Annotated in this window: 28 protein-coding genes; 18 read left to right on the top strand and 10 right to left on the bottom strand. The window is 60.8% G+C overall.

The features are described 5' to 3' along the window. Positions 1-98: 98 nt before the first annotated feature. Positions 99-2,834: a LuxR C-terminal-related transcriptional regulator gene (locus KI242_RS26050; RefSeq protein ID WP_212805666.1), complete on the top strand. Its 2,736-nt coding sequence runs from the start codon at positions 99-101 to the stop codon at positions 2,832-2,834. A 24-nt stretch (positions 2,835-2,858) separates the two neighbouring features. On the opposite strand, the gene KI242_RS26045 is transcribed toward KI242_RS26050, so the two are convergent. From KI242_RS26045 to KI242_RS26035, 3 genes are all read right to left on the bottom strand, one after another. Continuing rightward, positions 2,859-3,761, bottom strand: a complete 903-nt coding sequence (locus KI242_RS26045) for a LysR family transcriptional regulator (RefSeq protein ID WP_011063360.1) — start codon at positions 3,759-3,761, stop codon at positions 2,859-2,861. Positions 3,762-3,993: 232 nt separating this feature from the next. Beyond that, positions 3,994-5,325, bottom strand: coding sequence for a HAMP domain-containing sensor histidine kinase (locus KI242_RS26040; protein WP_212805665.1), 1,332 nt, complete (start codon positions 5,323-5,325; stop codon positions 3,994-3,996). Further along, the gene (locus tag KI242_RS26035) at positions 5,318-5,992 is read right to left on the bottom strand and encodes a response regulator transcription factor (protein WP_019093010.1); all 675 of its coding nucleotides are present in this window, start codon (positions 5,990-5,992) and stop codon (positions 5,318-5,320) included. The genes KI242_RS26040 and KI242_RS26035 overlap by 8 nt, the downstream gene beginning before the upstream one ends. A 139-nt stretch (positions 5,993-6,131) precedes the next feature. Here KI242_RS26035 and KI242_RS26030 point away from each other — a divergent pair, with 139 nt between their 5' ends. The 5 genes from KI242_RS26030 (at position 6,132) to KI242_RS26010 (ending at position 8,788) form a co-directional block, all read left to right on the top strand. Continuing rightward, on the top strand, positions 6,132-6,314 hold the full coding sequence (locus KI242_RS26030) for a hypothetical protein (protein WP_011063357.1): 183 nt from the start codon (positions 6,132-6,134) through the stop codon (positions 6,312-6,314). After that, positions 6,295-6,549, top strand: coding sequence for a hypothetical protein (locus KI242_RS26025; protein ID WP_011063356.1), 255 nt, complete (start codon positions 6,295-6,297; stop codon positions 6,547-6,549). Before KI242_RS26030 ends, KI242_RS26025 begins: the two co-directional genes overlap by 20 nt. Before the next feature lie 165 nt (positions 6,550-6,714). Beyond that, positions 6,715-7,215 carry a methylated-DNA--[protein]-cysteine S-methyltransferase gene (locus KI242_RS26020; RefSeq protein ID WP_041119811.1) on the top strand — a complete coding sequence of 167 codons (501 nt, stop codon included), beginning with the start codon at positions 6,715-6,717 and terminating at the stop codon, positions 7,213-7,215. Positions 7,216-7,273: 58 nt separating this feature from the next. After that, positions 7,274-7,918 carry an MBL fold metallo-hydrolase gene (locus tag KI242_RS26015; RefSeq protein WP_212805664.1) on the top strand — a complete coding sequence of 215 codons (645 nt, stop codon included), beginning with the start codon at positions 7,274-7,276 and terminating at the stop codon, positions 7,916-7,918. Between the two features lie 111 nt (positions 7,919-8,029). Continuing rightward, on the top strand, positions 8,030-8,788 hold the full coding sequence (locus KI242_RS26010) for an OmpA family lipoprotein (protein ID WP_011063337.1): 759 nt from the start codon (positions 8,030-8,032) through the stop codon (positions 8,786-8,788). A 77-nt stretch (positions 8,789-8,865) separates the two neighbouring features. Here the strand turns inward: KI242_RS26010 and KI242_RS26005 are convergent, their stop codons facing one another. After that, complete coding sequence (locus tag KI242_RS26005; RefSeq protein ID WP_011063336.1) at positions 8,866-9,300, bottom strand: DUF1043 family protein; 435 nt, start codon at positions 9,298-9,300, stop codon at positions 8,866-8,868. Between the two features lie 144 nt (positions 9,301-9,444). Between KI242_RS26005 and KI242_RS26000 the strand changes: the two genes are divergently transcribed. From KI242_RS26000 to zapE, 3 genes are all read left to right on the top strand, one after another. Continuing rightward, positions 9,445-10,074 (top strand): alpha/beta fold hydrolase, encoded by a 630-nt coding sequence (locus KI242_RS26000; RefSeq protein WP_015636938.1) that lies wholly within the window; start codon positions 9,445-9,447, stop codon positions 10,072-10,074. Between the two features lie 24 nt (positions 10,075-10,098). Further along, positions 10,099-11,454 (top strand): tryptophan--tRNA ligase, encoded by a 1,356-nt coding sequence (locus tag KI242_RS25995; RefSeq protein WP_015636937.1) that lies wholly within the window; start codon positions 10,099-10,101, stop codon positions 11,452-11,454. Positions 11,455-11,542: 88 nt separating this feature from the next. Then, positions 11,543-12,637 carry a cell division protein ZapE gene (zapE, locus tag KI242_RS25990; RefSeq protein ID WP_019093692.1) on the top strand — a complete coding sequence of 365 codons (1,095 nt, stop codon included), beginning with the start codon at positions 11,543-11,545 and terminating at the stop codon, positions 12,635-12,637. 42 nt (positions 12,638-12,679) lie between these two features. Here the strand turns inward: zapE and KI242_RS25985 are convergent, their stop codons facing one another. Next, positions 12,680-13,579 carry a GlxA family transcriptional regulator gene (locus tag KI242_RS25985; protein WP_169892244.1) on the bottom strand — a complete coding sequence of 300 codons (900 nt, stop codon included), beginning with the start codon at positions 13,577-13,579 and terminating at the stop codon, positions 12,680-12,682. Positions 13,580-13,823: 244 nt separating this feature from the next. Here KI242_RS25985 and KI242_RS25980 point away from each other — a divergent pair, with 244 nt between their 5' ends. Then, entirely contained in the window at positions 13,824-14,960 is a 1,137-nt protein-coding gene (locus KI242_RS25980; protein ID WP_212805663.1) for an acyl-CoA dehydrogenase family protein, read from the top strand. A gap of 79 nt (positions 14,961-15,039) precedes the next feature. On the opposite strand, the gene KI242_RS25975 is transcribed toward KI242_RS25980, so the two are convergent. Beyond that, entirely contained in the window at positions 15,040-16,080 is a 1,041-nt protein-coding gene (locus KI242_RS25975; RefSeq protein ID WP_041119804.1) for an NADP(H)-dependent aldo-keto reductase, read from the bottom strand. Between the two features lie 247 nt (positions 16,081-16,327). Between KI242_RS25975 and rplM the strand changes: the two genes are divergently transcribed. The 7 genes from rplM to KI242_RS25940 all read left to right on the top strand — a co-directional run bounded on the left by rplM (position 16,328) and on the right by KI242_RS25940 (position 21,203). Further along, complete coding sequence (gene rplM / locus KI242_RS25970; protein WP_007928449.1) at positions 16,328-16,756, top strand: 50S ribosomal protein L13; 429 nt, start codon at positions 16,328-16,330, stop codon at positions 16,754-16,756. 14 nt (positions 16,757-16,770) lie between these two features. Next, a complete protein-coding gene (gene rpsI, locus KI242_RS25965) occupies positions 16,771-17,163 on the top strand; it encodes a 30S ribosomal protein S9 (protein WP_003228056.1) in 393 nt (130 codons plus the stop codon). A 253-nt stretch (positions 17,164-17,416) separates the two neighbouring features. After that, positions 17,417-18,010 (top strand): ubiquinol-cytochrome c reductase iron-sulfur subunit, encoded by a 594-nt coding sequence (gene petA, locus KI242_RS25960; protein WP_011063329.1) that lies wholly within the window; start codon positions 17,417-17,419, stop codon positions 18,008-18,010. After that, positions 18,010-19,221 (top strand): cytochrome bc complex cytochrome b subunit, encoded by a 1,212-nt coding sequence (locus KI242_RS25955; protein WP_011063328.1) that lies wholly within the window; start codon positions 18,010-18,012, stop codon positions 19,219-19,221. Before petA ends, KI242_RS25955 begins: the two co-directional genes overlap by 1 nt. Further along, positions 19,221-20,003 carry a cytochrome c1 gene (locus KI242_RS25950; RefSeq protein ID WP_011063327.1) on the top strand — a complete coding sequence of 261 codons (783 nt, stop codon included), beginning with the start codon at positions 19,221-19,223 and terminating at the stop codon, positions 20,001-20,003. Before KI242_RS25955 ends, KI242_RS25950 begins: the two co-directional genes overlap by 1 nt. 152 nt (positions 20,004-20,155) lie before the next feature. Further along, positions 20,156-20,773, top strand: a complete 618-nt coding sequence (locus KI242_RS25945; protein WP_011063326.1) for a glutathione S-transferase N-terminal domain-containing protein — start codon at positions 20,156-20,158, stop codon at positions 20,771-20,773. 16 nt (positions 20,774-20,789) lie between these two features. Next, positions 20,790-21,203: a ClpXP protease specificity-enhancing factor gene (locus KI242_RS25940; RefSeq protein WP_011063325.1), complete on the top strand. Its 414-nt coding sequence runs from the start codon at positions 20,790-20,792 to the stop codon at positions 21,201-21,203. A 51-nt stretch (positions 21,204-21,254) separates the two neighbouring features. Here KI242_RS25940 and KI242_RS25935 read toward each other — a convergent pair whose 3' ends face one another. The 4 genes from KI242_RS25935 to KI242_RS25920 all read right to left on the bottom strand — a co-directional run bounded on the left by KI242_RS25935 (position 21,255) and on the right by KI242_RS25920 (position 24,710). Beyond that, a complete protein-coding gene (locus KI242_RS25935) occupies positions 21,255-21,833 on the bottom strand; it encodes a BON domain-containing protein (RefSeq protein WP_011063324.1) in 579 nt (192 codons plus the stop codon). After that, positions 21,830-22,423 (bottom strand): phosphoheptose isomerase, encoded by a 594-nt coding sequence (locus tag KI242_RS25930; protein WP_015636934.1) that lies wholly within the window; start codon positions 22,421-22,423, stop codon positions 21,830-21,832. The genes KI242_RS25935 and KI242_RS25930 overlap by 4 nt, the downstream gene beginning before the upstream one ends. A 104-nt stretch (positions 22,424-22,527) precedes the next feature. After that, entirely contained in the window at positions 22,528-22,899 is a 372-nt protein-coding gene (locus KI242_RS25925) for a YraN family protein (RefSeq protein WP_011063322.1), read from the bottom strand. Further along, the gene (locus KI242_RS25920) at positions 22,899-24,710 is read right to left on the bottom strand and encodes a penicillin-binding protein activator (RefSeq protein WP_011063321.1); all 1,812 of its coding nucleotides are present in this window, start codon (positions 24,708-24,710) and stop codon (positions 22,899-22,901) included. The genes KI242_RS25925 and KI242_RS25920 overlap by 1 nt, the downstream gene beginning before the upstream one ends. A gap of 219 nt (positions 24,711-24,929) precedes the next feature. Between KI242_RS25920 and rsmI the strand changes: the two genes are divergently transcribed. Next, positions 24,930-25,802, top strand: a complete 873-nt coding sequence (rsmI, locus tag KI242_RS25915) for a 16S rRNA (cytidine(1402)-2'-O)-methyltransferase (protein ID WP_041752552.1) — start codon at positions 24,930-24,932, stop codon at positions 25,800-25,802. The last annotated feature ends 48 nt before the right edge of the window (positions 25,803-25,850 follow it).

The following is a 25,850-nucleotide window of genomic DNA, read 5'->3' as shown; positions in this document are numbered from 1 at the left end:
TCGCCCGAATGGTCGCAAAAATCTTCAACAGGTGGCCTTTTACCGCTAGTCTGCGGACATCTGCTACGCCGACAACCGTACATCAATAAGAGTTGGCCATGACTGACCTGTCCCCCCTGCAACGGCCTGCCAGCGCGGTGATCCCCGCTCTGGAGGGGCGTTTTTATCGACCCCCCCTGCCCGATGGATACGTGCAGCGGCCGCGTCTTTGCGAGCGCCTGGGCGCCGGGTTGAAGGGGCGATTGCTGCTGGTCTGTGCGCCTGCCGGGTTTGGCAAGAGCTCGCTGGCCGTGGAGTTTTGCCAGGGCCTGCCGGATAACTGGCAGAGCCTGTGGCTGGGGTTGAGCCGCCGGGACAGCGATCCCGGGCGCTTCCTCGAGCGTCTGTTGGCCGGTCTGCAGCAGTACTTTCCCCAATTGGGACGGCAGTCCCTGGGCCTGTTGAAAATGCGTCAGCGCCACCAGCCCTTCGCCTTTGAAGAGTGGCTGGACGGCCTGCTGGATGAGCTGGCGGTGCAATTGACCGGTGCCAGTCCGTTATTGCTGGTGCTGGACGACTATCACCTGGCCCAGGGGCCGGTCCTCGATCGTTGCCTGCAGTTTTTTCTCAATCACCTGCCCGATGGCTTGCTGGTGCTGGTCACCAGCCGCCAACGCCCGGACTGGCACCTGGCGCGGCTGCGGTTGTCCCGGCAACTGCTGGAGCTGCACGAGCAGGATTTGCGCCTGACCCACGACGAATCCCTGAGCCTGCTCGACCGGCACAGCAGTTCGCTGCGCGGCGAAGCCCTGGAAAACCTGATTCAGCGCAGCGAAGGCTGGGTGGCCGGGCTGCGTTTCTGGTTGCTGGCGGCATCCGAGGCGGGAGCCGGGGGCGCGCTACCCCAGGGCCTGCATGGCGGGGAAGGGCTGATCCGCGACTACCTGCTGGAAGAGGTCATCGACTGCCTGCCCGCCGAAGTGCAGTCATTCCTGTATGACACGGCGCCCCAGGAGCGGTTTTGCGCCGAGCTGTGCGATGCCCTGCGCGAAGCCCATGACAGCGCCGAGATCCTGGGTTTCCTCCAGGCCCACCAGGTATTCCTGGTGCCCCTGGATGAACACGGCCATTGGTATCGTTATCACCACCTGTTTTCCGACCTGCTGCGCAGCCGGCCCACGGCCAATGCCCTGGTGCCAGCGGCCAGCCTGCACCTGCGCGCCTGCCGCTGGTTCAACGCCCAGGGGCTGCTCGACGAGGCGGTGGAGCAAGCGCTGCGCGCCGGGCACCTGGACGTGGCGGCCAACCTGGTGCAGAACCTGTCCGAAGAGCAACTGCTGGCGGAACAGAACGTCGGCATGCTGCTGCGCTGGAAGATGGACCTGCCCGACAGCCTGCTGATCAGCACGCCGCGGCTGATCGTGCTCTACAGCTGGGCCCTGGGCCTGGCCTGCCAGCTGGATGCGGCGGAGGAACTGGCCAATCACCTGAGTCGTTTCCTGCCGGCCCCTTCGGCCACGGCGCAGAAGTCGATGTTGGCGCAATGGCTGGCCCTGAGCGGAATCATCGCCCGTGGCCGCGGCCAGCGGGAAAACACCCTGGCCTATTGCAGCGAGGCCCTGGAAAGCCTGCCGCCCAAACGTTATGGGCAGCGCCTGATGTGCCTGTCGACCTTGTCCAACCTGGCCATTACCGATGCCGATCTGTGGCGGGCCCGCAGCCTCAATCGCGAATCCCTGGAGCTGGCGCAACGGGTCGGCAATCCGTTGTTCGAAGCCCTGGCCCACTACGACCGTGCCCGGGTCCTGCAGGCCCGCGGCGAAGTGCTGCGGGCGCAGGAGGAGGTACACCAGGGGCTGCGGCGCTTGCAGGGCCTGTCGGCCCAGCGGTTGTATGCGGTGCGGGCCCGGTTGACCCTGTATGACGGTTATCTGCTGACCCTGCGCGCCCAGCCCGAGGCCGGCCTGTTGCGCTTGCAGGCCGGCCTGGTGGAGGCCCGGGCCTGTCGCGATATCAGCGTGCTGATCGGTCACTGCGTGATCGCCAAGCAGGAAGGCCTGGGTGGCGAGTTCTCCCGAGCCTTCGCCGAGCTGGCGGAAGCCGAGCGCTTGATGCACATCTGGGACGTGCCACCGATCTATTACCTGGCAATGATCACCCTGGTGAAATGCGAGCTGTGGCTGGCCCAGGGGCGTACCGATCTGGCCGAAGCCTGGCTGGCCCGCCTGGGCCAGACCTACACCGGCGAACAGGCGGCGGCGCCACCGGAGTTCCACCCGCAACTGCCGTTGCACATCGAATTGCAGCAAGCCCAGCTTGAAAGCATCAAGGGCGACCTGAGCCGGGCGGAGCAGCGCTTGAATCGGTTGGTCGAGCATGGCCAGCAAAGCGGCCGGCAGTTGCTGAGCGTCATGGCCCTGACCCAGAAAGCCGCACTGTTGCTGGCGGCCGGTCGCGGTCCGCAGGCCCGCCAGGACCTGGCCCAGGCTCTGGAGGCCGGGGTTGGAGGCGCGGTGCAGCCGTTCATGGCATTGCTCCATGGCCATCCCGGCTGGATGCGTGAGCAGTTGCAGCAGGGCGTATCGACAGCCCTGACCCAGGCGTTGCTGGAGCGGTTGCCGGCAGCATCGCGTGAACCTCAGGAGATCGTGGCCCATAACGAGTCCTTGAGCTCCCGGGAGCTTTCAGTGTTGCAGTTGATCGCCCAGGGCTGCTCCAACCAGGAAATCAGCGAGCGCCTGTTCATCTCGTTGCATACGGTGAAGACCCATGCCAGCCATATCAACAGCAAGCTGGGGGTAGAGCGCCGGACCCAGGCCGTGGCCCGGGCCCAGGAGCTGGGGTTGCTGGGGTAGGCGCTGCGCCACTGGCTGCCGGGGCTAGCGGGCCAGGTGCTCCTTGCAGTAGTCGGCGAACAACCGCGCCGGCTTGGTCAATTGGCCACGTTTGAGCCAGGCGGCCACCAGGCCTGAACCTGTGACGTCCTCGACAATGTCGACACACACCACCGGCTTGCCATCGTAGGAAAAAGGCGAGTGGGGGCGGGTGACCAGGATCGAGAAACCGAAGCCCTGGCCGACCATCCCGCGCACCATCTCGATGGACGGTGAGCTGAAGGCAATCTGCGGCGTCAGCCCCAATTCTTCGAACAGGCTGACGAAATAGGTGCGGCTCGGTTGCACATCCAGCAGGATCATCGGCTCCAGGCACAGGTCGCGCAGCGATACCTGGGGCTGCTTGGCGTAGCGATGGCCGGCCGGCAGCAAGGCGTAAGGCCGTTGCGGCGGCATCAGTGGCTCGGTTTCGATGGTGCCGTCCAGGTCATGCTCATAGAGGATCGCCAGATCGAACGCGCCACCGGTCAGGCCCTGTACCAGTTCCTGCTGCTCGCCATCACGGATGCGGATTTCCACCCCGGGATAGAGCGCGCTGAAGCCGGCGATCAGCTGTGGCAGGTACAGCGGTGCCACGGTTTCGAAGCAGCCGATGTCGATCTGTCCGGCGACCACGTCGTTGTCTGCCAGGGCGTTCTGCTCGAACTCCTTGGCCATGCGCAGCAGCTCCTGGGCCTTGCGGTAGAAACGTGCCCCGCTGGGGGTCAGGGAGACGCCGAGGGCATGGTGACGAATCAGCAATTGCACGCCGAAGCTGTCCTCCAGGCCCTTGATGGCGGTGGAGATCGACGGCTGGGCAATGTACAGCTTGCGTGATGCCTCGGCGACGCTGCCGCACTCGACGGTGGTGATGAAGTACTTCAGTTGACGCAGATTGTAGGCAGCCACAGCGAACCTCGTTCTTTGCCCGGGCACGGGGGAAGGGCGGCCGGGTCAGGGTGACCCGGGACTTGCATGCATCACCGCGCATGCAGTGCGCTTGATGCAAGCAAGTTACGCACCGGCAAGGCTCCCCCGGCGTGTTTTTTTGTCCCGCAACAATACTCACAAGTGCCGGGAGGGAGGGCATGACCAAGGCAGTTTTTTCATCGCTTGCGAGCACATTTTTCCTCGCTTGGCTTCAGGCACTCTCCTCGCCGGGGGCGGCGGGCGGGGCTTCCTCGGTCGGGGTGGCGTCGAAGTCCAGGGTGACGCTGAAGTGTTGCTCCTCCACCAGCACGTCGATGCGCCAGCCCAGGCGGGCACACAACTGGCGCATCAGTTCCAGACCCAGGCCATAGCCGTAGTCGCTGGAAGGCTCGATCTGCTTGGCTTCGCGGATGCGGTTGAGAATGCGCAGGCGCGGGTAGTCGAAGTGGATCTCGATGGTGCCGTCATCGGCATATTGCAGGGCGTTGCGCAGGAAATTGCCGACCACGATTCGGCAGGCGGTCAGGGGCAGGCGGCAGGGCGTGGTGCTGATGTCCAGGGTCAGTTCGATATCCCGTGTCCCGATCAGGTAGCGCTGCTCCTGGATCAGCTCGTTGACCAGCCCGCTCATGTCGATGGGCTCCTCGGGCAGGGCTTCGGGCAGCTCGCGGCTCATCCACAGCAAGGTCTCGGCGATGCGCTGCATGTTCAGCACCGAGCGTTCGATACGTTGCAGGGGCGGCGGCAGGGCGCCGCCGGATTGCAGGGTCAGCAGCTCGATATTGGCCTTGAGCACTGCCAGCGGGGTACGCAGTTCATGGCTGGTGTAGCGTAGCAGCCGACCTTCACGCAGGCTGGCAGCCTGGACCTGTTGCATGCTCTGGGCCAGGGCGTCGGCCAGCATATTGAATTCCTTGAAGCTGAAATTGGGCCGTTCGCCGGCCACCGTGTCGGGGTCCTTGAGGGTACTGGACCACTGGGACAGGCGGCCCAGGGGCCGTACCAGCCACCAGACCAGCAGGGCAATGATGATCAGCGCCGGTATGAACACCGCCAGGCTGATGAAAATCACCCCGTGCAGTTCACGGTCCAGGTAGGCGTCGGACAGTGGCGTCTCGACTTCGCCGCCTTCTTCCTGGTCATGGTCGACGTCGTACATGTACAGGGTCTTGCCGTCCGCCAGGGGTTGGGCAAGGATCGCCCGGCCTTCATCGTCGTCATCGGAATCCAGATCGCCAAAGACCTGGACTGCACCGAAGGACAGGCTCGGGGGCGTGTCCAGCAATTGGCGGACCTTCCCGGGCAGCGCCTCCTTGCCGATGACGCTGGTATAGAAATAGTTGTGCGGCGGCGGGGTCGTGGGGTCCTTGTTGTAGTGCCTGGCGAAGTACTGGGCTTCTTCCTCCATCATCGCGCTGGCGGTGTAGAGCAGGCCGCGGACGCTGTATTCCGGCAGCAGCAGACTGTAGATCAGCAGCACCACGGCAATCAGCAGCAGGAAGCTGCCGCTGATCACCCATTTCAAACTCAGGCCGTTACGCATGTGACCTCAGCTGTATGCCAATACCGGGAAGGGTGTGGATCAGGGGCTGGTCGAAGGACTTGTCCACAGTCTTGCGCAGCCGGTGCATATGCACCTTGAGGGTGTTGCTGTCGGGCGGTTCGTCGCCCCAGATCGTCGCCTCCAGGCGTTCCCGGGTGACAGGCTCGGGGCTGGCGCGCATCAGGCATTCCAGCAGGGTCCAGCAGATGGGCGACAGGTGCAGTTCCTGGCCGGCGCGGCTGACCTTGCGGGTGGTCAGCTCCATTACCAGGTCGGCCACCTGCAGGCGGCTGGCCTGGCCGCTGCGGCGCAGGCTCAGGGCACGGATCCTGGCCACCAGCTCGGCCAGTTCGAAGGGCTTGACCAGATAATCGTCGGCACCGGCGGCAAAGCTGGCGAGCTTGTCCGACAGGGCATCCAGCGAGGTGAGCATGAGGATGGGGGTCTGGCTGCCGTGCTGGCGCAGTTGTTCGCACAGCTGCTGGCCGTCCAGCCGCGGCAGCATGATGTCCAGGAGGATCACGTCGTAATGCTGGCTCAGGGCCAGGTTAAGGCCGGTCTGGCCGTTGCTGGCGTGGTCGCAGACGATGCCGCCGATTTCCAGGTACTCGATGACGGTATTGGCCAGGTCGAGGTTGTCCTCGACCAGCAGCAGGTGAATATGCACGGAAACGTCCCCTTGGACCCTTGGCACTCGATGGGCCGAAGGATAGCGGAAGCCGAGGCTTTTCCATTCATGTTTACCCGCTCTTAACCCAGCGCTCTCTAAGCTCAGGCTCTTCTTAACTGCAGAGCGCGGCACAGCCATGAACCTGTCTTCAGTGCTCAAAGGCATCCTGCTGGTGTTGATTCTTCTCGGCCTGATGGCTTGCGTCCTGCCGTCCGGGGCACCCATGGTGCGCCTTGGGGACGGCGGCCCCTTGAGCTTGTTCCTGCTGGGGCATGACCTGCAACGGGCGGAGGCCGAGCATGTCGCGGGTATCGTCTGACGATAGCGGCGCCGGCTACACCGACCAGCTGGTGCTGTGCCTGATGCTGATCCTGTGTGTATCCATTTCCCTGGGTGCTTATATCGTGCGCTTCAACGCCCAGATCGACCGCCAGCGCGAGCTGTCGCCGGTGCACTTGCTGGAGTGTGGTCAGGGGCGGGGGGCCTTTATCGTCGACCCCCATGGGCGGCTTAGCAGCAGCGACAATTGCTACCTGGTGGATGAGGACGACTAGCCTCGCCGCCTGGCAGCGCCCAGAATGATCCGCCTTCGAGTTCCAGCGCAAGAAACGAGGTTCTTGCGCTGAAATCTCGTTCTACAGTGCAGGCGTACTGAGATGAAGGCGGCGAACCCCAGGGTTGCCGGCCTGATTTCCCTGGCGGATTGAAGGAGAACTGCGATGTCCTGCGTATTCAAGAAAATGGCGTCCCCGGTTGGCCAACTGACCCTGGTCGCCCGAGGAGCGAAGCTGGCGGCGATTCTGTGGGAGCACGAGCGGCAGAACCGGGTGCGCCTGGGCCCACTGCAGGAAGCCGCGGAGCATCCGCTGTTGCTGGAGACCGAGCGCCAGTTGTGCGAATACTTTGCCGGTACCCGCGAGCGTTTCGAGCTTGAGCTGGACTTTGTCGGCACCGAGTTCCAGCGCCAGGTCTGGCAAGCCCTGCTGACCATTCCTTTCGGCGAAACCCGCAGTTACAGCCAGATCGCCCGACAGATCGGCAATCCCACTGCCGTGCGTGCGGTAGGGACGGCCAATGGGCGTAATCCGATCTCGATCGTCGCCCCCTGCCACCGGGTGATCGGCGCCTCGGGCAGCCTCACCGGTTTCGCCGGCGGTCTTGAGGCCAAGCAGTTCCTGTTGGCACTAGAAGGCGAGGAAACGTTGCAACTGGCGTTCTGAGTAAGCAGTGGCGGCGAGCTGTGACAGAATGGCCCATCGATTTTTCTGGAGCCTTCCCATGGACGCCGCCAAGCCCAGCCTCATCCGCGAAACCTTCCCCGTCGGCCCGCTGCAGTGCAACTGCACCATCATTGGCGACCCGCTGACCAAGAAAGCCATAGTCGTCGATCCGGGCGGCAACCCCGACCTGATCATGGCGCGCCTGGACGCACTGGGCCTGAAGGTGGTGAGCATCATCCATACCCATGCCCATCTGGATCACTTCCTGGCCTCCGGGCAGATGAAGGAAAAGACCGGCGCCACCCTGCATTTGCACAAGGACGACCAGTTTCTCTGGGAGAACCTTGAGATGCAGTGCAGCATGTTCGGCGTGCCCTACACCCCTGTGCCGTCCCCGGATCGCTGGCTGGGTGATGACGAAGAGCTGGCCTGCGGTTGCGGCGTGGCCTTGCACACTCCAGGGCATACCCCTGGTTCCATGAGCTTTTGGTTTTCCGAGGCTAAGCTTCTGATTGCCGGCGACACGCTGTTCAAGCGCGGGGTCGGGCGCACGGATTTGTGGGGTGGCGACCAGGCCACGCTGGTGCGTTCGATCAAGCAGCGTCTCTATACCCTCGACGAGGACGCCACAGTGGTTGCCGGGCACGGCCCAGACACCCGGCTGGGAGATGAGATGCGTCAGAACCCGTTCGTGCGAGCCTGACTATTTGACCGTTGGTTCACGGAATTTTTGCCGTTCTGCGTGTTCCAACGCCGGCAAAGGTCTATTGCCAACGTCCGCTGCACCACAGAATGCAAAATGTAGGAGCTTTCCATGTTCACCTCACGTCGTTTGATTGTTGTCGCTACTGCTGTGGCCTTGTTGTCCGGCTGCGCTTCGCCTAACCCCTATGACAACCAGGGGCAGGCCGACGGCGGCTCGTCTGGCATGAGTAAAACCGCCAAGTACGGTGGGCTGGGAGCCTTGGCCGGTGCGTTGGCTGGTGCTGCCATCGACCACAACAACCGTGGCAAGGGGGCCTTGATCGGTGCAGCAGTGGTCGGTGCTTCCGCTGCAGGTTATGGCTACTACGCTGACCAGCAGGAGAAAAAACTGCGTGCCAGCATGGCTAACACCGGGGTCGAGGTGCAGCGCCAGGGCGATCAGATCAAGCTGATCATGCCGGGCAATATCACCTTCGCCACTGACTCGGCGAATATCGCGCCCAGCTTCTACCAGCCCCTGAACAACCTGGCCAACTCCCTGCGTGAGTTCAACCAGAACCAGATCGAGATCGTCGGCTACACCGACAGCACCGGCAGCCGTCAGCACAACATGGATCTGTCCCAGCGTCGCGCCCAGAGCGTAGCGACCTACCTGACGTCCCAGGGGGTCAGCGGTTCCAATCTGTCCGCTCGTGGCGCCGGTCCGGACAACCCGATCGCCAGCAACGCCGATGTCAACGGACGTGCGCAGAACCGTCGGGTCGAGGTCAACCTCAAGGCGATTCCGGGCCAGCAATACCAGCAACCGAACCAGCAGTACCAGCAGCCCTATCAGCAGCAAGGTCAGCAATACCAGCAGTATCCCTGACCGGACTGGCTGAACCCCAGGCATAAAAAAGCCCGCCCGATGCAGATCGGGCGGGCTTTTTTAATGGCTGAGGCGTATTACTTCTTCAGGCCATATTGTTCGTCGAGCATGCCTGGGGCATTCGGCGTCTTCGGCGCGTAGTCCCGTGGTGGTTCCTGGTCCCGTGGAGGGGTCAGGCGCTCACGTGGAGCCTGCACCGACTCCGAGTGCAAGGCGGCCAGCAGGCGCTGGCGGGTCAGTTCGTCCAATGCCAGGCGATTGGCGCCCTCGGCGAGGTGATCCTGCACTTCCTGGTAACTCTGGGTCAGTTTCTTGACCAGGGTTGCGGTGCTGTTGAAGTGAGTGACCACTTCATTCTGATAATTGTCGAAACGTTCCTGAATATCATCCAACTGACGCTGCGTGCGGTTAGGCGCGGCATTGGGCAGCAGGCGAGCGACCAGGAATCCAATGGCGACACCCGCGACCAGGGCAAGAGTCGGCAACAACCAAACTAAGAGCGAGTGTTCCACGAGTCCTTCCTCTATAAACGGCTTTGCTTTACGTTAACGGCTCGAACCTGCGCTGTATACCGCGATTCACTCGCAATAGATTGGCACAGACCATTTGCTAGACGAGTCGACCCCCTTCGAGGTCACGGAGTTCCTTCCTTGCTTATGCGTGAAACCCCTGTAGTGATTGCCGGCCCGGTGGGCCAACTGGAAGCCCTGTATCTGCAGGTGCCCGATGCACGTGGGATGGCGCTGATCTGCCACCCCAATCCGGTGCAGGGCGGCACCATGCTCAATAAGGTGGTATCCACCTTGCAGCGCACTGCGCGGGATGCCGGCCTGACCACCCTGCGCTTCAACTACCGTGGCGTGGGCGCCAGTGAAGGCAGCCACGACATGGGCAGCGGTGAAGTCGACGATGCCCAGGCGGCAGCCCAGTGGTTGCAGGCCCAGCATCCGCAACTGCCCTTGACCCTGTTCGGGTTCTCCTTTGGCGGTTTTGTCGCGGCCAGCCTTGGCGGGCGTCTGGAAGGCCAGGGCACGCAGCTCAAGCACTTGTTCATGGTGGCGCCGGCAGTCACCCGCCTGCGTGATAGCGACCTGCTGCCGCAGAACTGCCCGTTGACCCTGATCCAGCCGGAAACCGATGAGGTCATCGACCCTCAGGCGGTCTACGACTGGTCCGACGCGCTTGTTCGCCCCCATGAGCTGCTGAAAGTGGCAGAATGCGGGCACTTTTTTCATGGCAAGCTCACCGATCTGAAAGATCTGGTGCTGCCGCGACTTTCGAATTGATAGCAGTCTGATAAGCGATTACCCATGACTACTCGTACGCGTATCCTCACCGGCATCACCACCACCGGCACCCCGCACCTGGGCAACTATGCCGGTGCGATCCGCCCGGCGATCGTCGCCAGCCGCGACAGCAATGCCGACTCCTTCTACTTTCTGGCCGACTACCACGCACTGATCAAGTGCGATGACCCGCTGCGTATCCAGCGTTCGCGCCAGGAAATCGCCGCCACCTGGTTGGCCGGTGGCCTGGATGTGGAGCGCGTGACTTTCTATCGCCAGTCGGACATCCCGGAGATCCCCGAGCTGACCTGGCTGTTGACCTGCGTGGCGGCCAAGGGGCTGCTCAACCGTGCCCATGCCTATAAGGCTTCGGTGGACAAGAATGTCGAGGCCGGTGAAGACCCGGACGCCGGCATCACCATGGGCTTGTACAGCTACCCAGTACTGATGGCGGCGGACATCCTGATGTTCAACGCGCACAAGGTGCCGGTGGGCCGCGACCAGATCCAGCACGTGGAAATGGCCCGGGACATTGGCCAGCGTTTCAACCACCTGTTCGGCCAGGGCAAGGAGTTCTTCACCATGCCCGAGGCGCTGATCGAGGAAAGTGTTGCCACCTTGCCAGGCCTCGATGGCCGCAAGATGTCCAAGAGTTACGACAACACCATCCCGCTGTTCACCAGCGCCAAGGACATGAAGGACGCGATCTCGCGGATCGTCACCGACTCCAAGGCGCCAGGCGAGGCCAAGGATCCGGACAACTCTCATTTGTTCACCCTGTACCAGGCGTTCTCCACCCCTGCGCAAGCCGCCGAGTTCCGCAGCGAGCTGCTTCAGGGCCTGGGTTGGGGCGAAGCCAAGAACCGCCTGTTCCAATTGCTGGATGCCGAACTGGGCGAAGCCCGCGAGCGTTATCACCAACTGATCGCACGCCCTTCGGACCTGGAAGACATCTTGCGTGCCGGCGCCGTCAAGGCCCGTGCCGTGGCCACGCCGTTCCTCAACGAACTGCGCGAAGCCGTGGGCCTGCGCTCTTTCGCCGCCCAGGTACAGGTGGCAGCCACCACCAAGAAAAAAGCCGCCAAGGCCGCGCGTTTCATCAGCTTTCGAGAGGATGATGGCAGCTTCCGTTTCCGTTTGCTGTCGGCCGATGGCGAGCAACTGCTGCTGTCGCGCAATTTCGCTGATGGCAAGGCTGCAGGTGCTGTCACCAAGCAACTGCAATCGGGCCAGGAGCTGGATCTGCGGACCGAGGGCAATGCATTCGGTATCTGGCTGGACGGCGCCTGTGTGGCGGACAGCCCGGACTTTGCCGATGCCAGCGCCCGTGACGCGGCTGTAGATGCACTGCGCATCGCTCTGACCCCGGCGCAGGACTAATCGGCGTCTTCCCGACCAAGGGCTGATTGCCATTCCCCAGGGCCGTCGCTAAAGTGACGGCCCGTTTTTGTTGCCTTGCTAACGAATTATGACGCCCCTAGAACGATACCAAGCAGATCTGAAACGCCCGGATTTCTTTCATGATGCGGCACAGGAAACGGCTGTGCGTCATCTGCAGCGCCTGTATGACGATCTGATCGCGGCCGAGCAAAACAAGCCGGGCCTGCTCGGCAAGCTCTTTGGCAAGAAGGACCAGACGCCGGTCAAGGGGCTGTATTTCTGGGGCGGAGTGGGGCGCGGTAAGACCTATCTGGTGGACACCTTCTTCGAAGCCTTGCCGTTCAAGGAAAAGGTACGCACGCACTTTCACCGTTTCATGAAGCGCGTACACGAAGAAATGAAGACCCTGGGCGGTGAGAAGAACCCGTTGACCATCATCGCCAAGCGTTTCTCGCAAGAGGCGCGGGTGATCTGCTTCGACGAATTCTTCGTGTCTGACATTACTGACGCGATGATTCTTGGCACCCTCATGGAGGAGCTGTTCAAGAATGGCGTGACCCTGGTCGCCACCTCGAACATCGTCCCCGACGGCTTGTACAAGGATGGCTTGCAGCGCGCGCGCTTCCTGCCGGCGATTGCCCTGATCAAGCAGAACACCGAGATCGTCAACGTCGACAGCGGTGTCGACTACCGCCTGCGTCACCTGGAGCAGGCGGAGCTGTTCCACTATCCATTGAACGAAGAAGCACAGGAAAGCTTGCGCAAGAGCTTCCGGGCGTTGACGCCGGAGTGCACCCAGGCGGTGGAAAACGATGTGTTGATCATCGAGAACCGCGAGATCCGCGCATTGCGTACCTGCGATGATGTGGCCTGGTTCGACTTCCGGGAGCTGTGCGACGGCCCGCGCAGCCAGAACGACTACATCGAGCTGGGCAAGATCTTCCATGCCGTGTTGCTCAGTGGCGTGGAGCAGATGAGCGTCACCACCGACGACATCGCCCGGCGCTTTATCAACATGGTCGACGAGTTCTACGACCGCAACGTCAAGCTGATCATTTCCGCCGAGGTCGAACTCAAGGACCTCTACACCGGTGGCCGCCTGACGTTCGAGTTCCAGCGCACCCTTAGCCGTCTGCTGGAGATGCAGTCCCACGAGTTCCTGTCGCGGGCGCACAAGCCATAAGCATCGCCAGATGAAAAAGGGCCTGCATTGCAGGCCCTTTTTTTATGCCGCCTGTTGCTGGAACTGTTGGCGGTACTGGTTGGGTGAAAGTTCGGTGTGCTGGCGGAACAGTCGGGCGAAGAAACTGGCGTCGTCGTAGCCGACTTCGTAGCTGATGGTCTTGATGCTCTTGCGCGTTCCCGAGAGCAGGCCCTTGGCGGTTTCGATGCGCAGGCGCTGCAGGTAATGCAGGGGCTTGTCGCCGGTGGCGGTCTGGAAACGGCGCATGAAGTTGCGAATGCTCATGCCGTGCTCGCGGGCCACGTCCTCGAAGCGGAACTTGTCGGCGAAGTGCTCTTCGAGCCAGTGCTGGATCTGCAGGATGATCACGTCCTGATGCAGCTTCTGGCCGCCGAAGCCGATGCGCCCTGGGGCGTAGCTGCGCTGTACTTCATAGAGAATGTCCCGGGCCACGGCCTGGGCCACGTTGGCACCGCAGAAGCGTTCGATCAGGTAGATGTACAGGTCGCAGGCCGAGGTGGTACCGCCCGCGCAGTAGAGGTTGTCGGCGTCGGTCAGGTGCTTGTCCTGATTGAGCTGGACCTTGGGGAAGCGCTCATTGAAGGCGCTGAAGAAGCGCCAGTAGGTAGTGGCTTCCTTGCCATCGAGCAAGCCGGCTTCCGCCAGCCAGAACACCCCGGTGGCTTCGCCGCAGAGCACCGCGCCGCGAGCGTGCTGGGCGCGCAGCCAGGGCAAGATCTGCGGGTAACGCTGGCACAGGGTGTCGAAGTCGTCCCAGAACGCCGGGAGGATGATGATATCGGTGTCTTCCAGCGGGCCGTCCACCGGCATGATCACGTCGCTGAAACTGCATACGGGTTGACCGTCGGGGCTGACCAGGCGGGTTTCGAACGCCGGGGTCAGGCCTTGGCCCAGTTGTTTGCCGTAGCGCAGGCTGGCCAGATGGAAGAAATCCTTGGCTTGCATGAGGGTGGAAGCGAAAACCCGGTCGATAGCCAGGATGCTGACGCGCCGCAAGGGCGTGGAGGTTTGGTTAGACATAATTCAATTGTTCTTATAGGGGAAAGTGGTCACCAGACGGCTGGATCGTCTTATTTTTTGTCGGATGTGTCCAGTGTCCCGTGCAGGTGGCTAGCCTTAGGCTCTGGCAGCCAACCCATGATCAATAATCATCACAGGTGCCTGCATGATCCCTAGAACCTTGTTCAGCTCCGAGCACGAACTCTTCCGTGACAGCGTGCGTACATTCCTTGAGAAAGAGGCAGTGCCCTTCCATGGCGAATGGGAAAAACAGGGCTATATCGACCGTCAGCTGTGGAGCAAGGCGGGGGAGGCCGGAATGCTGTGTTCGCACATTCCCGAGGAGTACGGCGGCCTGGGGGCGGACTTTCTCTACAGCGCGGTGGTGATCGAGGAGATTGGCCGGCTGGGCCTGACGGGCATTGGTTTTTCCCTGCATTCGGACATTGTCGCGCCCTACATCCTGCATTACGGCAGTGAGTCGCTGAAGCACAAGTACCTGCCCCGGCTGGTCTCGGGGGAAATGGTCACGGCCATTGCCATGACCGAGCCGGGGGCGGGCTCCGACCTGCAAGGGGTGAAGACCACGGCAGTGCTCGATGGCGACGAATACGTGATCAATGGTTCCAAGACCTTTATTACCAACGGCTACCTGGCGGACCTGGTGATAGTCGTGGCCAAGACCGATCCCAAGGCCGGAGCCAAGGGCACCAGTCTGTTTCTGGTTGAGGCCGATACTCCCGGGTTCTCCAAGGGCAAGCGCCTGGAGAAAGTGGGAATGAAGGCTCAGGACACCTCCGAGCTGTTCTTCCAGGATTTGCGAGTGCCCAAGGAGAATCTGCTGGGGCAGGCTGGGGCAGGATTTGCCTATTTGATGCAGGAGTTGCCCCAGGAGCGCCTGACCGTGGCCATTGGTGGCCTGGCCAGTGCCGAGGCTGCATTGCAGTGGACCCTGGAATACACCCGCGAACGCAAAGCCTTCGGCAAGGCAATTGCCGATTTCCAGAACAGCCGTTTCAAGCTGGCGGAAATGGCCACGGAAATTCAGATCGGCCGGGTATTTGTCGATCGCTGCCTGGAGCTGCACTTGCAGGGCAAGCTCGATGTGCCGACGGCGGCCATGGCCAAGTACTGGGTGACTGACCTGCAGTGCAAGGTGCTTGATGAATGCGTGCAGTTGCACGGCGGCTACGGCTTCATGTGGGAGTACCCGGTGGCCCGGGCCTGGGCCGATGCCCGGGTGCAGCGCATTTATGCCGGGACCAACGAGATCATGAAGGAGATCATTGCCCGCTCACTATAGGACGGGGGCCGCCGGCGAAGGGTGCGAAGCGGGTTGTGCGACGTATCCATTCGCTGGCAAGCCAGCAACTGTGGGCCTATTAAGGCGCGGGGTTGGGGTGATCCTTGTGGATTGCCTCGATCCCGGCGAGGATCTCCTCCGACAACTTCAAGGCGGCGCTGGCGATGTTGCTGTCCAGCTGTTCCAGAGTGGTGGCGCCGATGATGTTGCTGGTCACGAACGGCTGTTGAGTGACGAAGGCCAGGGCCATTTGTGCCGGATCCAGGCCGTGCTCGCGAGCCAGCGCCACATAACGGCTGCAGGCCGCTTCCGACTGAGGGTTGAAGTAGCGGCTGAAGCGGCTGTAGAGGCTCAGCCGTGCCTTGGCTGGCCGCGCGCCGCCTTCGTACTTGCCGGACAGGTAGCCAAAGGCCAGAGGAGAGTAGGCCAGCAGACCGCATTGTTCACGAATGGCAATTTCCGCCAGGCCTACTTCGAAGCTGCGGTTGAGCAGGTTGTAGGGGTTCTGGATCGAAACCGCCCGCGGCCAGCCACGGCTCTCGGCCAGGGCAAGGAACTTCATGGTGCCCCATGGCGTTTCGTTGGACAGGCCGATATGGCGGATCTTGCCGGCCTTGACCTGCTCGTCCAGGGCTTCGAGGGTTTCTTCCAGCGGAGTGAAGTCTTCATCGGCCTGGTGCTTGTAGCCCAGTTGGCCGAAGAAGTTGGTGCTGCGCTCGGGCCAGTGCAGTTGGTACAGGTCGATCCAGTCGGTCTGCAGGCGCTTGAGGCTGGCATCCACGGCTTCGACTATATGCTTGCGGTTGTGCTTGAGCTGTTTGTCGCGAATGTAGTCGATGGTGTTGCCCGGACCTGCGATCTTGCTGGCCAGGACCCAGTCGGCGCGGTCGCCACGCTGCTTGAACCAGTTGCCGATATAGCGCTCGGTGGTGGCGTAGGTTTCGGCCTTTGGCGGCACCGGGTACATCTCGGCAGTGTCGATGAAGTTGATTCCGGCGTTCTTGGCCCGCTCGATCTGAGCGAAGGCTTCAGCCTCGGTGTTCTGCTCGCCCCAGGTCATGGTGCCCAGGCAAATTGCACTCACATTCAGATCGGTTCGGCCCAGCTGGCGGTAGTCCATCGGGTGCTCCCTTGGCAAAACAATCATAAAAGCAGGTTGAAATTTTTTTCGCAATCTGCATAATTCGGCAGCTCTTTCTGCAGTGGAAGTGATGCGCCGCCTGCCGAAGAATCTTGCCGTATATCAGACGCGCTGACCCGAGCCCCCGATAGCGTCTGTGTCCGGCTGCCTTTGACCTTGTCAAAGTAAGCACTATTCAGTAAGATCCGCCGTCTATTTTGCTGGGCGGCCCCTGAGGCTATAAAGAATGAAAACTTTTACTGCTAAACCGGAAACAGTAAAGCGCGACTGGTTCGTCGTCGACGCTGCTGGTCAGACCCTGGGTCGTCTGGCCACCGAAATCGCGAGCCGTCTGCGTGGCAAGCACAAGCCTGAGTACACTCCTCACGTTGACACCGGCGACTACATCGTCGTGATCAATGCCGAGCAGGTACGTGTTACTGGCGCTAAAACCACTGACAAAATGTACTACTCCCACTCCGGTTTCCCGGGCGGCATCAAGTCGATCAACTTCGAAAAGCTGATCGCCAAAGCCCCTGAGCGCGTGATCGAGACCGCGGTAAAAGGCATGCTGCCTAAGAACCCGCTGGGTCGCGACATGTACCGTAAGCTGAAAGTCTATGCGGGCGCTGCACACCCTCATACTGCTCAGCAGCCCCAAGAACTGAAGATTTAACGGAATAGTTCATTATGTCGGCGACTCAAAATTACGGCACTGGCCGTCGCAAGACTGCAACCGCACGCGTTTTCCTGCGTCCGGGCACTGGCAACATCTCGATCAACAACCGCTCCCTGGATAACTTCTTCGGTCGCGAAACTGCCCGCATGGTAGTTCGTCAACCGCTGGAGCTGACCGAGACCGTTGAAAAGTTCGATATCTACGTCACCGTTATCGGCGGCGGTGTAAGTGGTCAAGCTGGCGCAATCCGCCACGGTATCACTCGCGCTCTGATGGATTACGACGAAACTCTGCGCAGCGCGCTGCGTAAAGCTGGTTTCGTAACCCGTGACGCACGTGAAGTTGAACGTAAGAAAGTGGGTCTGCGTAAAGCGCGTAAGCGTCCGCAATACTCCAAGCGTTAATTCGCTACTGCGTTCAAAAACGCCCAGTCTCCTCGCGGAGCTGGGCGTTTTTTATTGTCTAGAATTTGCTCTGTGACAACTTGCCACATCCGCGGAGGCCCTATACTGCAAGGCTTCGGGCCGGCTCGGCTTGGTAATTACCTTGTCAGAATAGGGGCTTTTCATTACCATTCGGCAAAATTTTTATAAGTTCAGATTTTTACTTAGTAGATGCCTGATTTAACAGGCCACAAAGCTGATGGGAGAGGACTGAATGAGCAATGACGGCGTGAATGCAGGCCGGCGTCGCTTCCTAGTAGCAGCCACATCCGTGGTGGGTGCTGCTGGAGCGGTGGGGGCTGCGGTCCCGTTCGTGGGGTCATGGTTTCCCAGTGCCAAGGCGAAAGCCGCAGGTGCACCGGTGAAGGTGAATATCAGCAAGATCGACCCAGGTCAGCAGATGATTGCTGAATGGCGTGGTCAGCCGGTATTCATCGTCCGCCGTACCGAGGAAATCCTGGGGAATCTTAAAAAGATCGAGGGCCAGTTGTCTGACCCTGACTCCAAGAACTCAGTACAACCAACCTACGTCGACCCGGAAGTGCGTTCGATCAAGCCAGAGATTCTGCTGCTGATCGGTATCTGCACCCACCTGGGCTGTTCTCCGACCTTCCGTCCTGAAGTGGCGCCCGCGGATCTGGGCAAGGACTGGGTAGGTGGCTATTTCTGCCCTTGCCACGGTTCCCACTACGATCTGGCTGGTCGCGTCTACAAGTCGCAACCTGCGCCTTTGAACCTGCCAGTACCCCCGCATTCCTATGAGTCGGATGACATCATCGTCATTGGCGTCGACACGGAGAAAGCGTGATGAGCAAGTTCATGGATTGGGTTGATGCGCGCTTCCCCGCGACCAAGATGTGGGAAGACCATCTCAGCAAGTATTACGCTCCGAAGAACTTCAACTTCTTCTATTTCTTTGGCTCCCTGGCGCTGCTGGTTCTGGTCAACCAGATCGTAACCGGTGTCTGGCTGACCATGAGCTACACCCCTTCGGCGGAAGAGGCCTTCGCTTCCGTTGAATACATCATGCGCGACGTCGAGTACGGCGCGATCCTGCGTCTGCTCCACTCCACCGGCGCTTCGGCGTTCTTCATCGTGGTCTATCTGCACATGTTCCGTGGCCTGCTCTACGGTTCCTACCAGAAGCCCCGTGAGCTGGTGTGGCTGTTCGGCATGCTGATCTACCTGGCACTGATGGCCGAGGCCTTCATGGGCTACCTGCTGCCGTGGGGCCAGATGTCCTACTGGGGCGCCCAGGTGATCATCTCGCTGTTCGGTGCGATCCCGGTCATCGGCGACGACCTGACTCAGTGGATCCGCGGTGACTACCTGATTTCCGGTATCACCCTGAACCGCTTCTTCGCCTTGCACGTTGTTGCCCTGCCGATCGTGATCCTCGGTCTGGTGGTGCTGCACATCCTGGCACTGCACGAAGTGGGTTCGAACAACCCGGATGGCGTCGACATCAAGAAGAACAAGGATGAGAACGGCATCCCGCTGGATGGTATTCCTTTCCACCCTTACTACACCGTGAAGGATATCGTCGGCGTAGTGGTGTTCCTCTTCATCTTCTGCTCGATCGTGTTCTTCTTCCCGGAAATGGGTGGCTACTTCCTCGAGAAGCCGAACTTCGAACAGGCCAACCCGTTCAAGACGCCTGAGCACATTGCTCCGGTTTGGTACTTCACCCCGTTCTACGCGATCCTGCGTGCGGTGCCGGACAAGCTCATGGGCGTCATTGCCATGGGTGCTGCCATTGCCGTGCTGTTCGTGCTGCCTTGGCTCGACCGTAGCCCGGTCAAGTCCATGCGCTACAAAGGCTGGCTGAGCAAGATCTGGCTGCTGGTGTTCTGCATCTCGTTCGTGATCCTGGGGGTGCTGGGTGTATTGGCACCGACTCCGGGCCGTACGCTGCTGTCGCAGGTATGTACCTTCCTGTACTTCGCCTACTTCATTCTGATGCCGTTCTACACCAGGCTCGAGAAGACCAAACCGGTTCCGGAAAGGGTGACTGGCTGATGAAAAAGCTATTTGCTGTACTGATTCTTGCTGCTATGCCTGTATTGTCTTTCGCGGCCGAGCACGGCGGCCCTGAGTTGGAGAAGGTCGATATCGACCTGGCCGACAAAGCTGCCCTGCAAGACGGCGCGCGTACCTTTGCCAACTACTGCATGGGCTGCCACAGCGCAAAGTTCCAGCGTTATGAGCGGGTTGCCGACGATCTGGGTATCCCTCACGATCTGATGTTGAGCAAGCTGGTCTTCACCGGCGCCAAGATCGGTGACCACATGAACATCGGCATGCAGCCGGCAGATGCCAAGACCTGGTTTGGCGCTGCGCCACCGGATCTGACCCTGGTGGCCCGTGTGCGGGGTACCGACTGGCTCTATGGCTACCTCAAGTCCTTCTATGAGGACCCGGCGCGCCCTTGGGGTGTGAATAACAAGGTTTTCCCGAACGTGGGCATGCCTAACGTTCTGGTTGGCCTGCAGGGTCGCCAGGTGATCGGTTGCAAGCAGGTGCAGATCGTCGAAGACGGCAAGAAGCAATACGATCCGCTGACTGGCACGCCGCTGACTCATGAAGCCTGTGACCAGCTGACCATCAAGGAGAACACCGGGACTCTCAACGAGGCTCAGTTCGACGAGAAGGTCAAGAACCTGGTGACCTTCCTGGCTTACTCGGCCAACCCGGTCAAGCTGCAGCACCAGCGCATCGGTACCTACGTACTGCTGTACCTGGCCTTCTTCTTCGTGTTCGCCTATCTGCTCAAGCGCGAATACTGGAAGGATGTGCATTGATAGCGTTTTAAGCATCAGTTGTTGAACGTGCGCGCCCAAGGGCGTCTCTGAAACTGTAACAACCCTGTATCATTCGGGGGTTACCAGAGGCGCCCTGAGGGCGCGCTCGTTTTTTCTGCTTCCGATAATTTCAACAAGCGAGGAGGATCGCCATGGGCGTGACCAATCGGTTGGCCTGTTACTCCGACCCCGCCGACCACTATTCCCACCGGGTGCGCATTGTGCTCGCAGAGAAGGGTGTCAGCGCCGAGATCATCAGTGTGGAGGCGGGGCGTCAGCCGCCGAAGCTGATCGAAGTGAACCCTTATGGGAGCTTGCCAACGCTGGTCGACCGCGACCTGGCGTTGTGGGAGTCGACAGTGGTGATGGAGTACCTGGATGAGCGTTATCCGCATCCGCCACTGCTGCCGGTTTATCCTGTGGCGCGAGCCAACAGCCGTCTGCTGATACACCGGATCCAGCGTGACTGGTGCGGGCAAGTGGATCTGATTCTTGATCCGCGGACCAAGGAGGCTGCTCGAGTGCAGGCGCGCAAGGAATTGCGTGAAAGCCTGACGGGTGTTTCTCCTTTGTTTGCCGACAAGCCATTTTTCCTCAGTGAGGAACAAAGTCTGGTGGACTGCTGCCTACTGCCCATACTCTGGAGATTGCCGGTCCTGGGTATCGAACTGCCGCGGCAGGCCAAGCCGTTGCTTGATTATATGGAACGCCAATTTGCGCGTGAGGCTTTCCAGGCGAGTCTGTCTGGTGTCGAACGCGATATGCGCTGAGGCTTAAGGAGCCGCTATGAACTCCAGTCGACCTTATCTGGTCCGCGCGCTCTATGAGTGGATTGTGGACAACGATTGCACCCCGCACATGCTGGTCAATTCTGACTATCCGGCAGTGCAGGTGCCCCAGGGCTTTGCCAGTGATGGGCAGATCGTCCTGAACATTTCTCCCAGTGCCGTGCGTCATCTGCATATGGATAACGACGTAGTGACCTTCGAAGGGCGCTTCGGTGGTGTGCCGCACAGCCTGCATGTGCCGGTTGCGGCGATCTTGGGGATCTATGCCCGTGAGAATGGCCAGGGCATGGTCTTCGATCTGGAGTCGCCTCTGGATGAAGAGGATGATCTCGAGCCGGATGACGACCTGCCGCCACCGGACAGTGAGCCGCCGCGCCCCAGTGGCCGACCGAGCTTGAAAGTGGTCAAGTAATAAAAAAGGCGATCCATCCGGATCGCCTTTTTTGTATCTCGCGGTTGTGTGTCAGTCGATGTATTCGAACAGTTTGACGATCTTCTGCACACCGGACACGCCTTGAACCAGGTTGGTGGCCTGGGTGGCCTCCTGTTGGGTCAGCAAGCCCAGCAGGTAGACGATGCCGTTCTCGGTCACCACCTTGATTCGCGAGGCGGGCACGCTGGCGTCGGTGAGCATCTGGGTCTTGATCTTGGTGGTCAGCCAGCCATCGTTCTGGCGGGCCAGGAAGCCGGAAGGTGGCAGTACCTGCAGTTCGTTGTGCACCTTCTTGACGCGCTGCACTTCGCTGGCGGCCTGTTCGGCCATGGCCTTGAGGTCCGGGCGGGGTGTTTGTCCGGCCAGCAGGACGATGCCGTTGAAGCTGGTGACAACGATGTGCGAGTTGTTTTCCAGGTCTGGGCTGGCTTTGGCGACGTTGACGGCGACTTTGGTCTCGATCAGCGAATCGTCGATCTTGCTGCCAAAGGTGCGGGTGCCGCGGTCATCATCGATGGGTTTGTCGCGGGTGGCGGTAATCACCGAGCTGCAACCAGTGATGCTCAGGCACAAGGTCAAGGCCAGGAGGCCAAGGCGATTAGGGGTCATTCTTCACTCCCGAACAATTGGCTGTCGATCAGATCGCAGAGGCAATGGATCGCCAGCAGGTGGACTTCTTGAATGCGTGCAGTGACGGTGGCCGGTACGCGGATCTCGACATCTTCAGGCAGCAGCAGGGAAGCCATGCCGCCGCCGTCACGACCGGTCAATGCTACGACAATCATTTCGCGATCATGTGCGGCCTGGATCGCTTGAATAATGTTTGCGGAGTTGCCGCTGGTGGAAATCGCCAGCAATACGTCACCGGGCTGGCCCAGGGCGCGGATCTGCTTGGAGAAGACTTCGTTGTAGCTGTAGTCGTTGGCGATCGAGGTAATGGTAGAGCTGTCGGTAGTCAGGGCAATGGCCGGCAGGCTCGGGCGTTCGCGCTCGAAGCGGTTGAGCAGTTCGGAGGAGAAATGCTGGGCATCGCCGGCGGAGCCGCCGTTGCCGCAAGAGAGCATCTTGCCCTCGTTGAGCAGGGCGTTGACCATGACCTGGCTGGCTTGCTCGATGTGCGGTGCAAGTACGTCCATCGCCTGTTGCTTGGTGTCGATGCTGGCCTGAAAAAGCTGGCGAATTCGGGATTGCATGTCCATCTGTGTGACCTTAAGTGGCGCGGCTTGGTGGCACGTAAATGTGCAGCCCGCAAAGCAAAGAGCAAAAAAGTTGAGTGAAAATGGGTGCGGCCTGAGGGCTTCTTTCAGCTGTCGAAGGCATTGCGTAGCCAGTTCAAGCGGGCTTCTGCACCCGAGGCGCCGTCAATGGCGACCACGTCGAAACGGCAAGGATGGCTGGACCAGCGTGATTCGCTTTGCAGGAAAAGCTGCGCGGCAAGGATCAGTTTTTGACGCTTGCGCCCATCGATACTGCCCAGTGCGCCACCCCATTGCGTGTGTTTTCTGTAGCGGACTTCGACGAATACTACTGTATCGCCGTCAAGCATGACCAGATCAAGCTCGCCGCGTTTACACAACCAGTTCTGCGCCAGCAGGCGCAGTCCGTGCTGTTGGAGATGCCGAAGCGCTTGGCTTTCGGCATCTCGTCCGCTGTGCTGGCTTGATCCTTGGAGCATTAGCGCGGCGTGTCGGGCAGGCGGGTCACCTGGCCCCCGACGAACTTGGCCCATGGCAGCTGACGCTCGATGCGTTGCCCGGCAGCCATGCCCAGGCTGCCGGATTCACCTTCTATCCGGCTGTCTGGCAGGGCCTTGAGTTGGCCCAGGCGTGGCGCCAATCGGTAGGCGTCGACGCCCATGGCATACAGGCGCCCTAGGCTGCCGCCAGCTTGCGGCCATTGTGCGGTGACCTGGCGGCGCAGCGGGCCGTTGGCATCCAGCAGCCATGGGGTTTCGCAGAACATCACGCCGTTCATGTCGTTGTACTGGTTCTGGTCGCCGCTGGCGCTGAACACATTGGAGGTGGCGTAGACCGGTACATCACCAGCGTATTGGAAGTTCAAGGTCGGCTTGATCTGCTGAGCCTGTTGCGGAGTGGAGGCGAGGAAAATGAACTCGATATCCTGGCGACGTGATGGCTGTGCGGCTACCTGGGTGCCTACGGTGCTCTGCAGGCTCTTGGCGCGGCCTTCACTCTGGCGCAGCTGGAACAGGTCGGCAATCTGCTGTGCCAGGGCGACGGGCTGATCGACGCGTTCGATACCGATTACGCTACCACCGTTGGCTTCCCAATCCTGACGGAATGCCTTGAGCACGCGATCGCCCCATTCGCCTTTCGGAACCAGAGCGGCGGCGCGGTGCAGGCCGTCGGCGCGGGCGCGACGGGAAACCTCGCGGGCTTCGTCTTCGGCTGCCAGGCCGAACTGGAACAACTGCGCCGGGCCTTGTTCGCCTTCGCTGTAGTTCAGGGCCAGGGTGGTGATCGGCAGTTGCGGGCGAGCGGCAAGTTGCTTGACCAGGGGTTTTTCCAGTGGGCCGACGACCAGTTGCACGCCAGCGGCCTGAGCCTTGCGGTAGAAGTCATCCAGCGAGCTTAGGCGCGAGCTGTCATAGAACTCGATGCTGGGTGGATTCTGTCCGGCTTGCTGAGCCTGGTAGTGAGCAGCCATGAAACCTTCGCGCAGTGCTTTGGAAACCGATGCGAGGGGGCCGTCCTGTGGCAGCAGCAAGGCAATTTTCGATACCGGCTGGCTGGCCAGTTCCTTGAGCTTGATCAGGGGTTGGGGCAGTTGAATGGCTGCCGGGTGCTTTGGATTCTGGGCGCGCCAGGTATCGATGGCTGCCTGCTGCTGTTCCAAGGTGCCGGCGCTCTTGACTGCCAGGGCCAGGCTCATCCAGCCGGCCAGGTCGTCATTGCCGGCAGGCTGCAACTGATCGGTCGGCAGGGCGGCAATCAGTGCCCAGATGGCTTCGTGGTTTTTGGCTGCTGCATCATCCTTGAGCAAGGGCGCGATAACGATGCGCTCTTTGGCGGCGGCCAATGTCTGGCCGTCGGCTTCCAGTGCGCGAGCATGAACGCTGCCGGTGCGAATCTGTTGAGCTGCCGGCAGTTCGCTCAGGTGTTGCAGGCTTGGATGGCTCAGTGCGGTGAGGGCAGCCTTTGGCTGGTTGCGCACCAGGGCCAGCTCTGCGGACAGGGTGCTGGCGAAGATTTGCTGGGCAGGCTTGAGTTGATCCAGCGGCACTTGCTGCAGGATTTGTCCGGCGCGTCCGGCATTGCCTTGACGATACGCCAGGTCGGCGGCGCTCAGGCGCAGCAGGGCTGCTTTTTCCGGAGTTTTGCTGGTGGCGGCCTGTTCGAGCAGTTGCTCGATACTGGCATCCGGTGTCCGTGGAAGTTCGCCAAGGCTGGAAGAGGGCGAGCTGGCGCAAGCCACCAGAAGGGTAGCCAGGCAGAGGGCAAGAAACAGCCGCAGGCAAGCGATCATGTAAGTGTTCCTGATACTCGATCAAATGAGCGTGGAATTGTACCCAAGCGCTGGCTGGGGTGCGATGTTACTGGCGATAAACCGTCGATTTAGCTCAAGCAAATGTTGCTTGGCTGCCTGAAAGGTCGCAGCGCAGCGCCATACCGGCTGATCGCAAGGCGTATTGAGAATGCTTCAACGCGCTACAATGGCGCTTTTGCCGATCAAGAGGTGTGCGCTTTGACTGCTCCAGGTCCTTTGAATTCCGCTGCTGGCTCGCTTTATGTGGTGGCGACGCCCATCGGCAACCTGGACGATATCAGCGCCCGGGCCTTGAAGCTGTTGCGCGAGGTGTCGTTGATCGCTGCCGAAGATACCCGGCATTCCCAGCGCCTGATGCAGCACTTTGGTATTTCCACGCCCCTGGCTGCCTGCCATGAGCACAACGAACGTGATGAGGGCAGTCGCTTCATTACTCGTCTGCTGGCTGGGGATAATGTCGCCTTGATCTCCGATGCGGGCACGCCGCTGATTTCCGATCCCGGCTACCACCTGGTGCGCCAGGCGCGGGCGGCGGGTATCAACGTGGTTCCAGTACCGGGGGCCTGTGCTCTGATCGCGGCGTTGTCGGCGGCGGGCTTGCCTTCGGACCGGTTCATCTTCGAAGGCTTTCTGCCGGCCAAGGCGGTCGGGCGCAGGGCGCGCCTGGAAGCGGTCAAGGAAGAGCCGCGTACGCTGATTTTCTATGAGGCGCCGCATCGCATACTTGAATGCCTGCAGGATATGGAGTCGGTATTCGGTGGTGGGCGGCCGGCATTGCTGGCGCGTGAATTGACCAAGACCTTCGAGACCCTGAAGGGGCTGCCACTTTCCGAGCTGCGCCAGTTCGTCGAGTCCGACAGCAATCAGCAGCGTGGGGAGTGCGTGGTGCTGGTCGCGGGGTGGACAGCACCGGAAAGTGATGAGGCGATCAGTAGTGAGTCGATGCGTATCCTCGACCTGTTGCTCAAGGAAATGCCGCTGAAGCGGGCTGCTGCTTTGGCTGCGGAAATCACTGGCGAGCGCAAGAATGTGCTGTATCAGGTGGCCCTGGATAAACAGAAAGAACAATAAATTGCGTAGCAGGGTGGCCAAAGGCTTTTAGCGCTTGTTCTTCGTTCG

Source organism: Pseudomonas sp. Eqa60 (assembly GCF_018326405.1).
Taxonomy (GTDB): Bacteria; Pseudomonadota; Gammaproteobacteria; order Pseudomonadales; family Pseudomonadaceae; genus Aquipseudomonas; species Aquipseudomonas protegens.
This window is presented reverse-complemented; position numbering and strand designations above follow the sequence as displayed.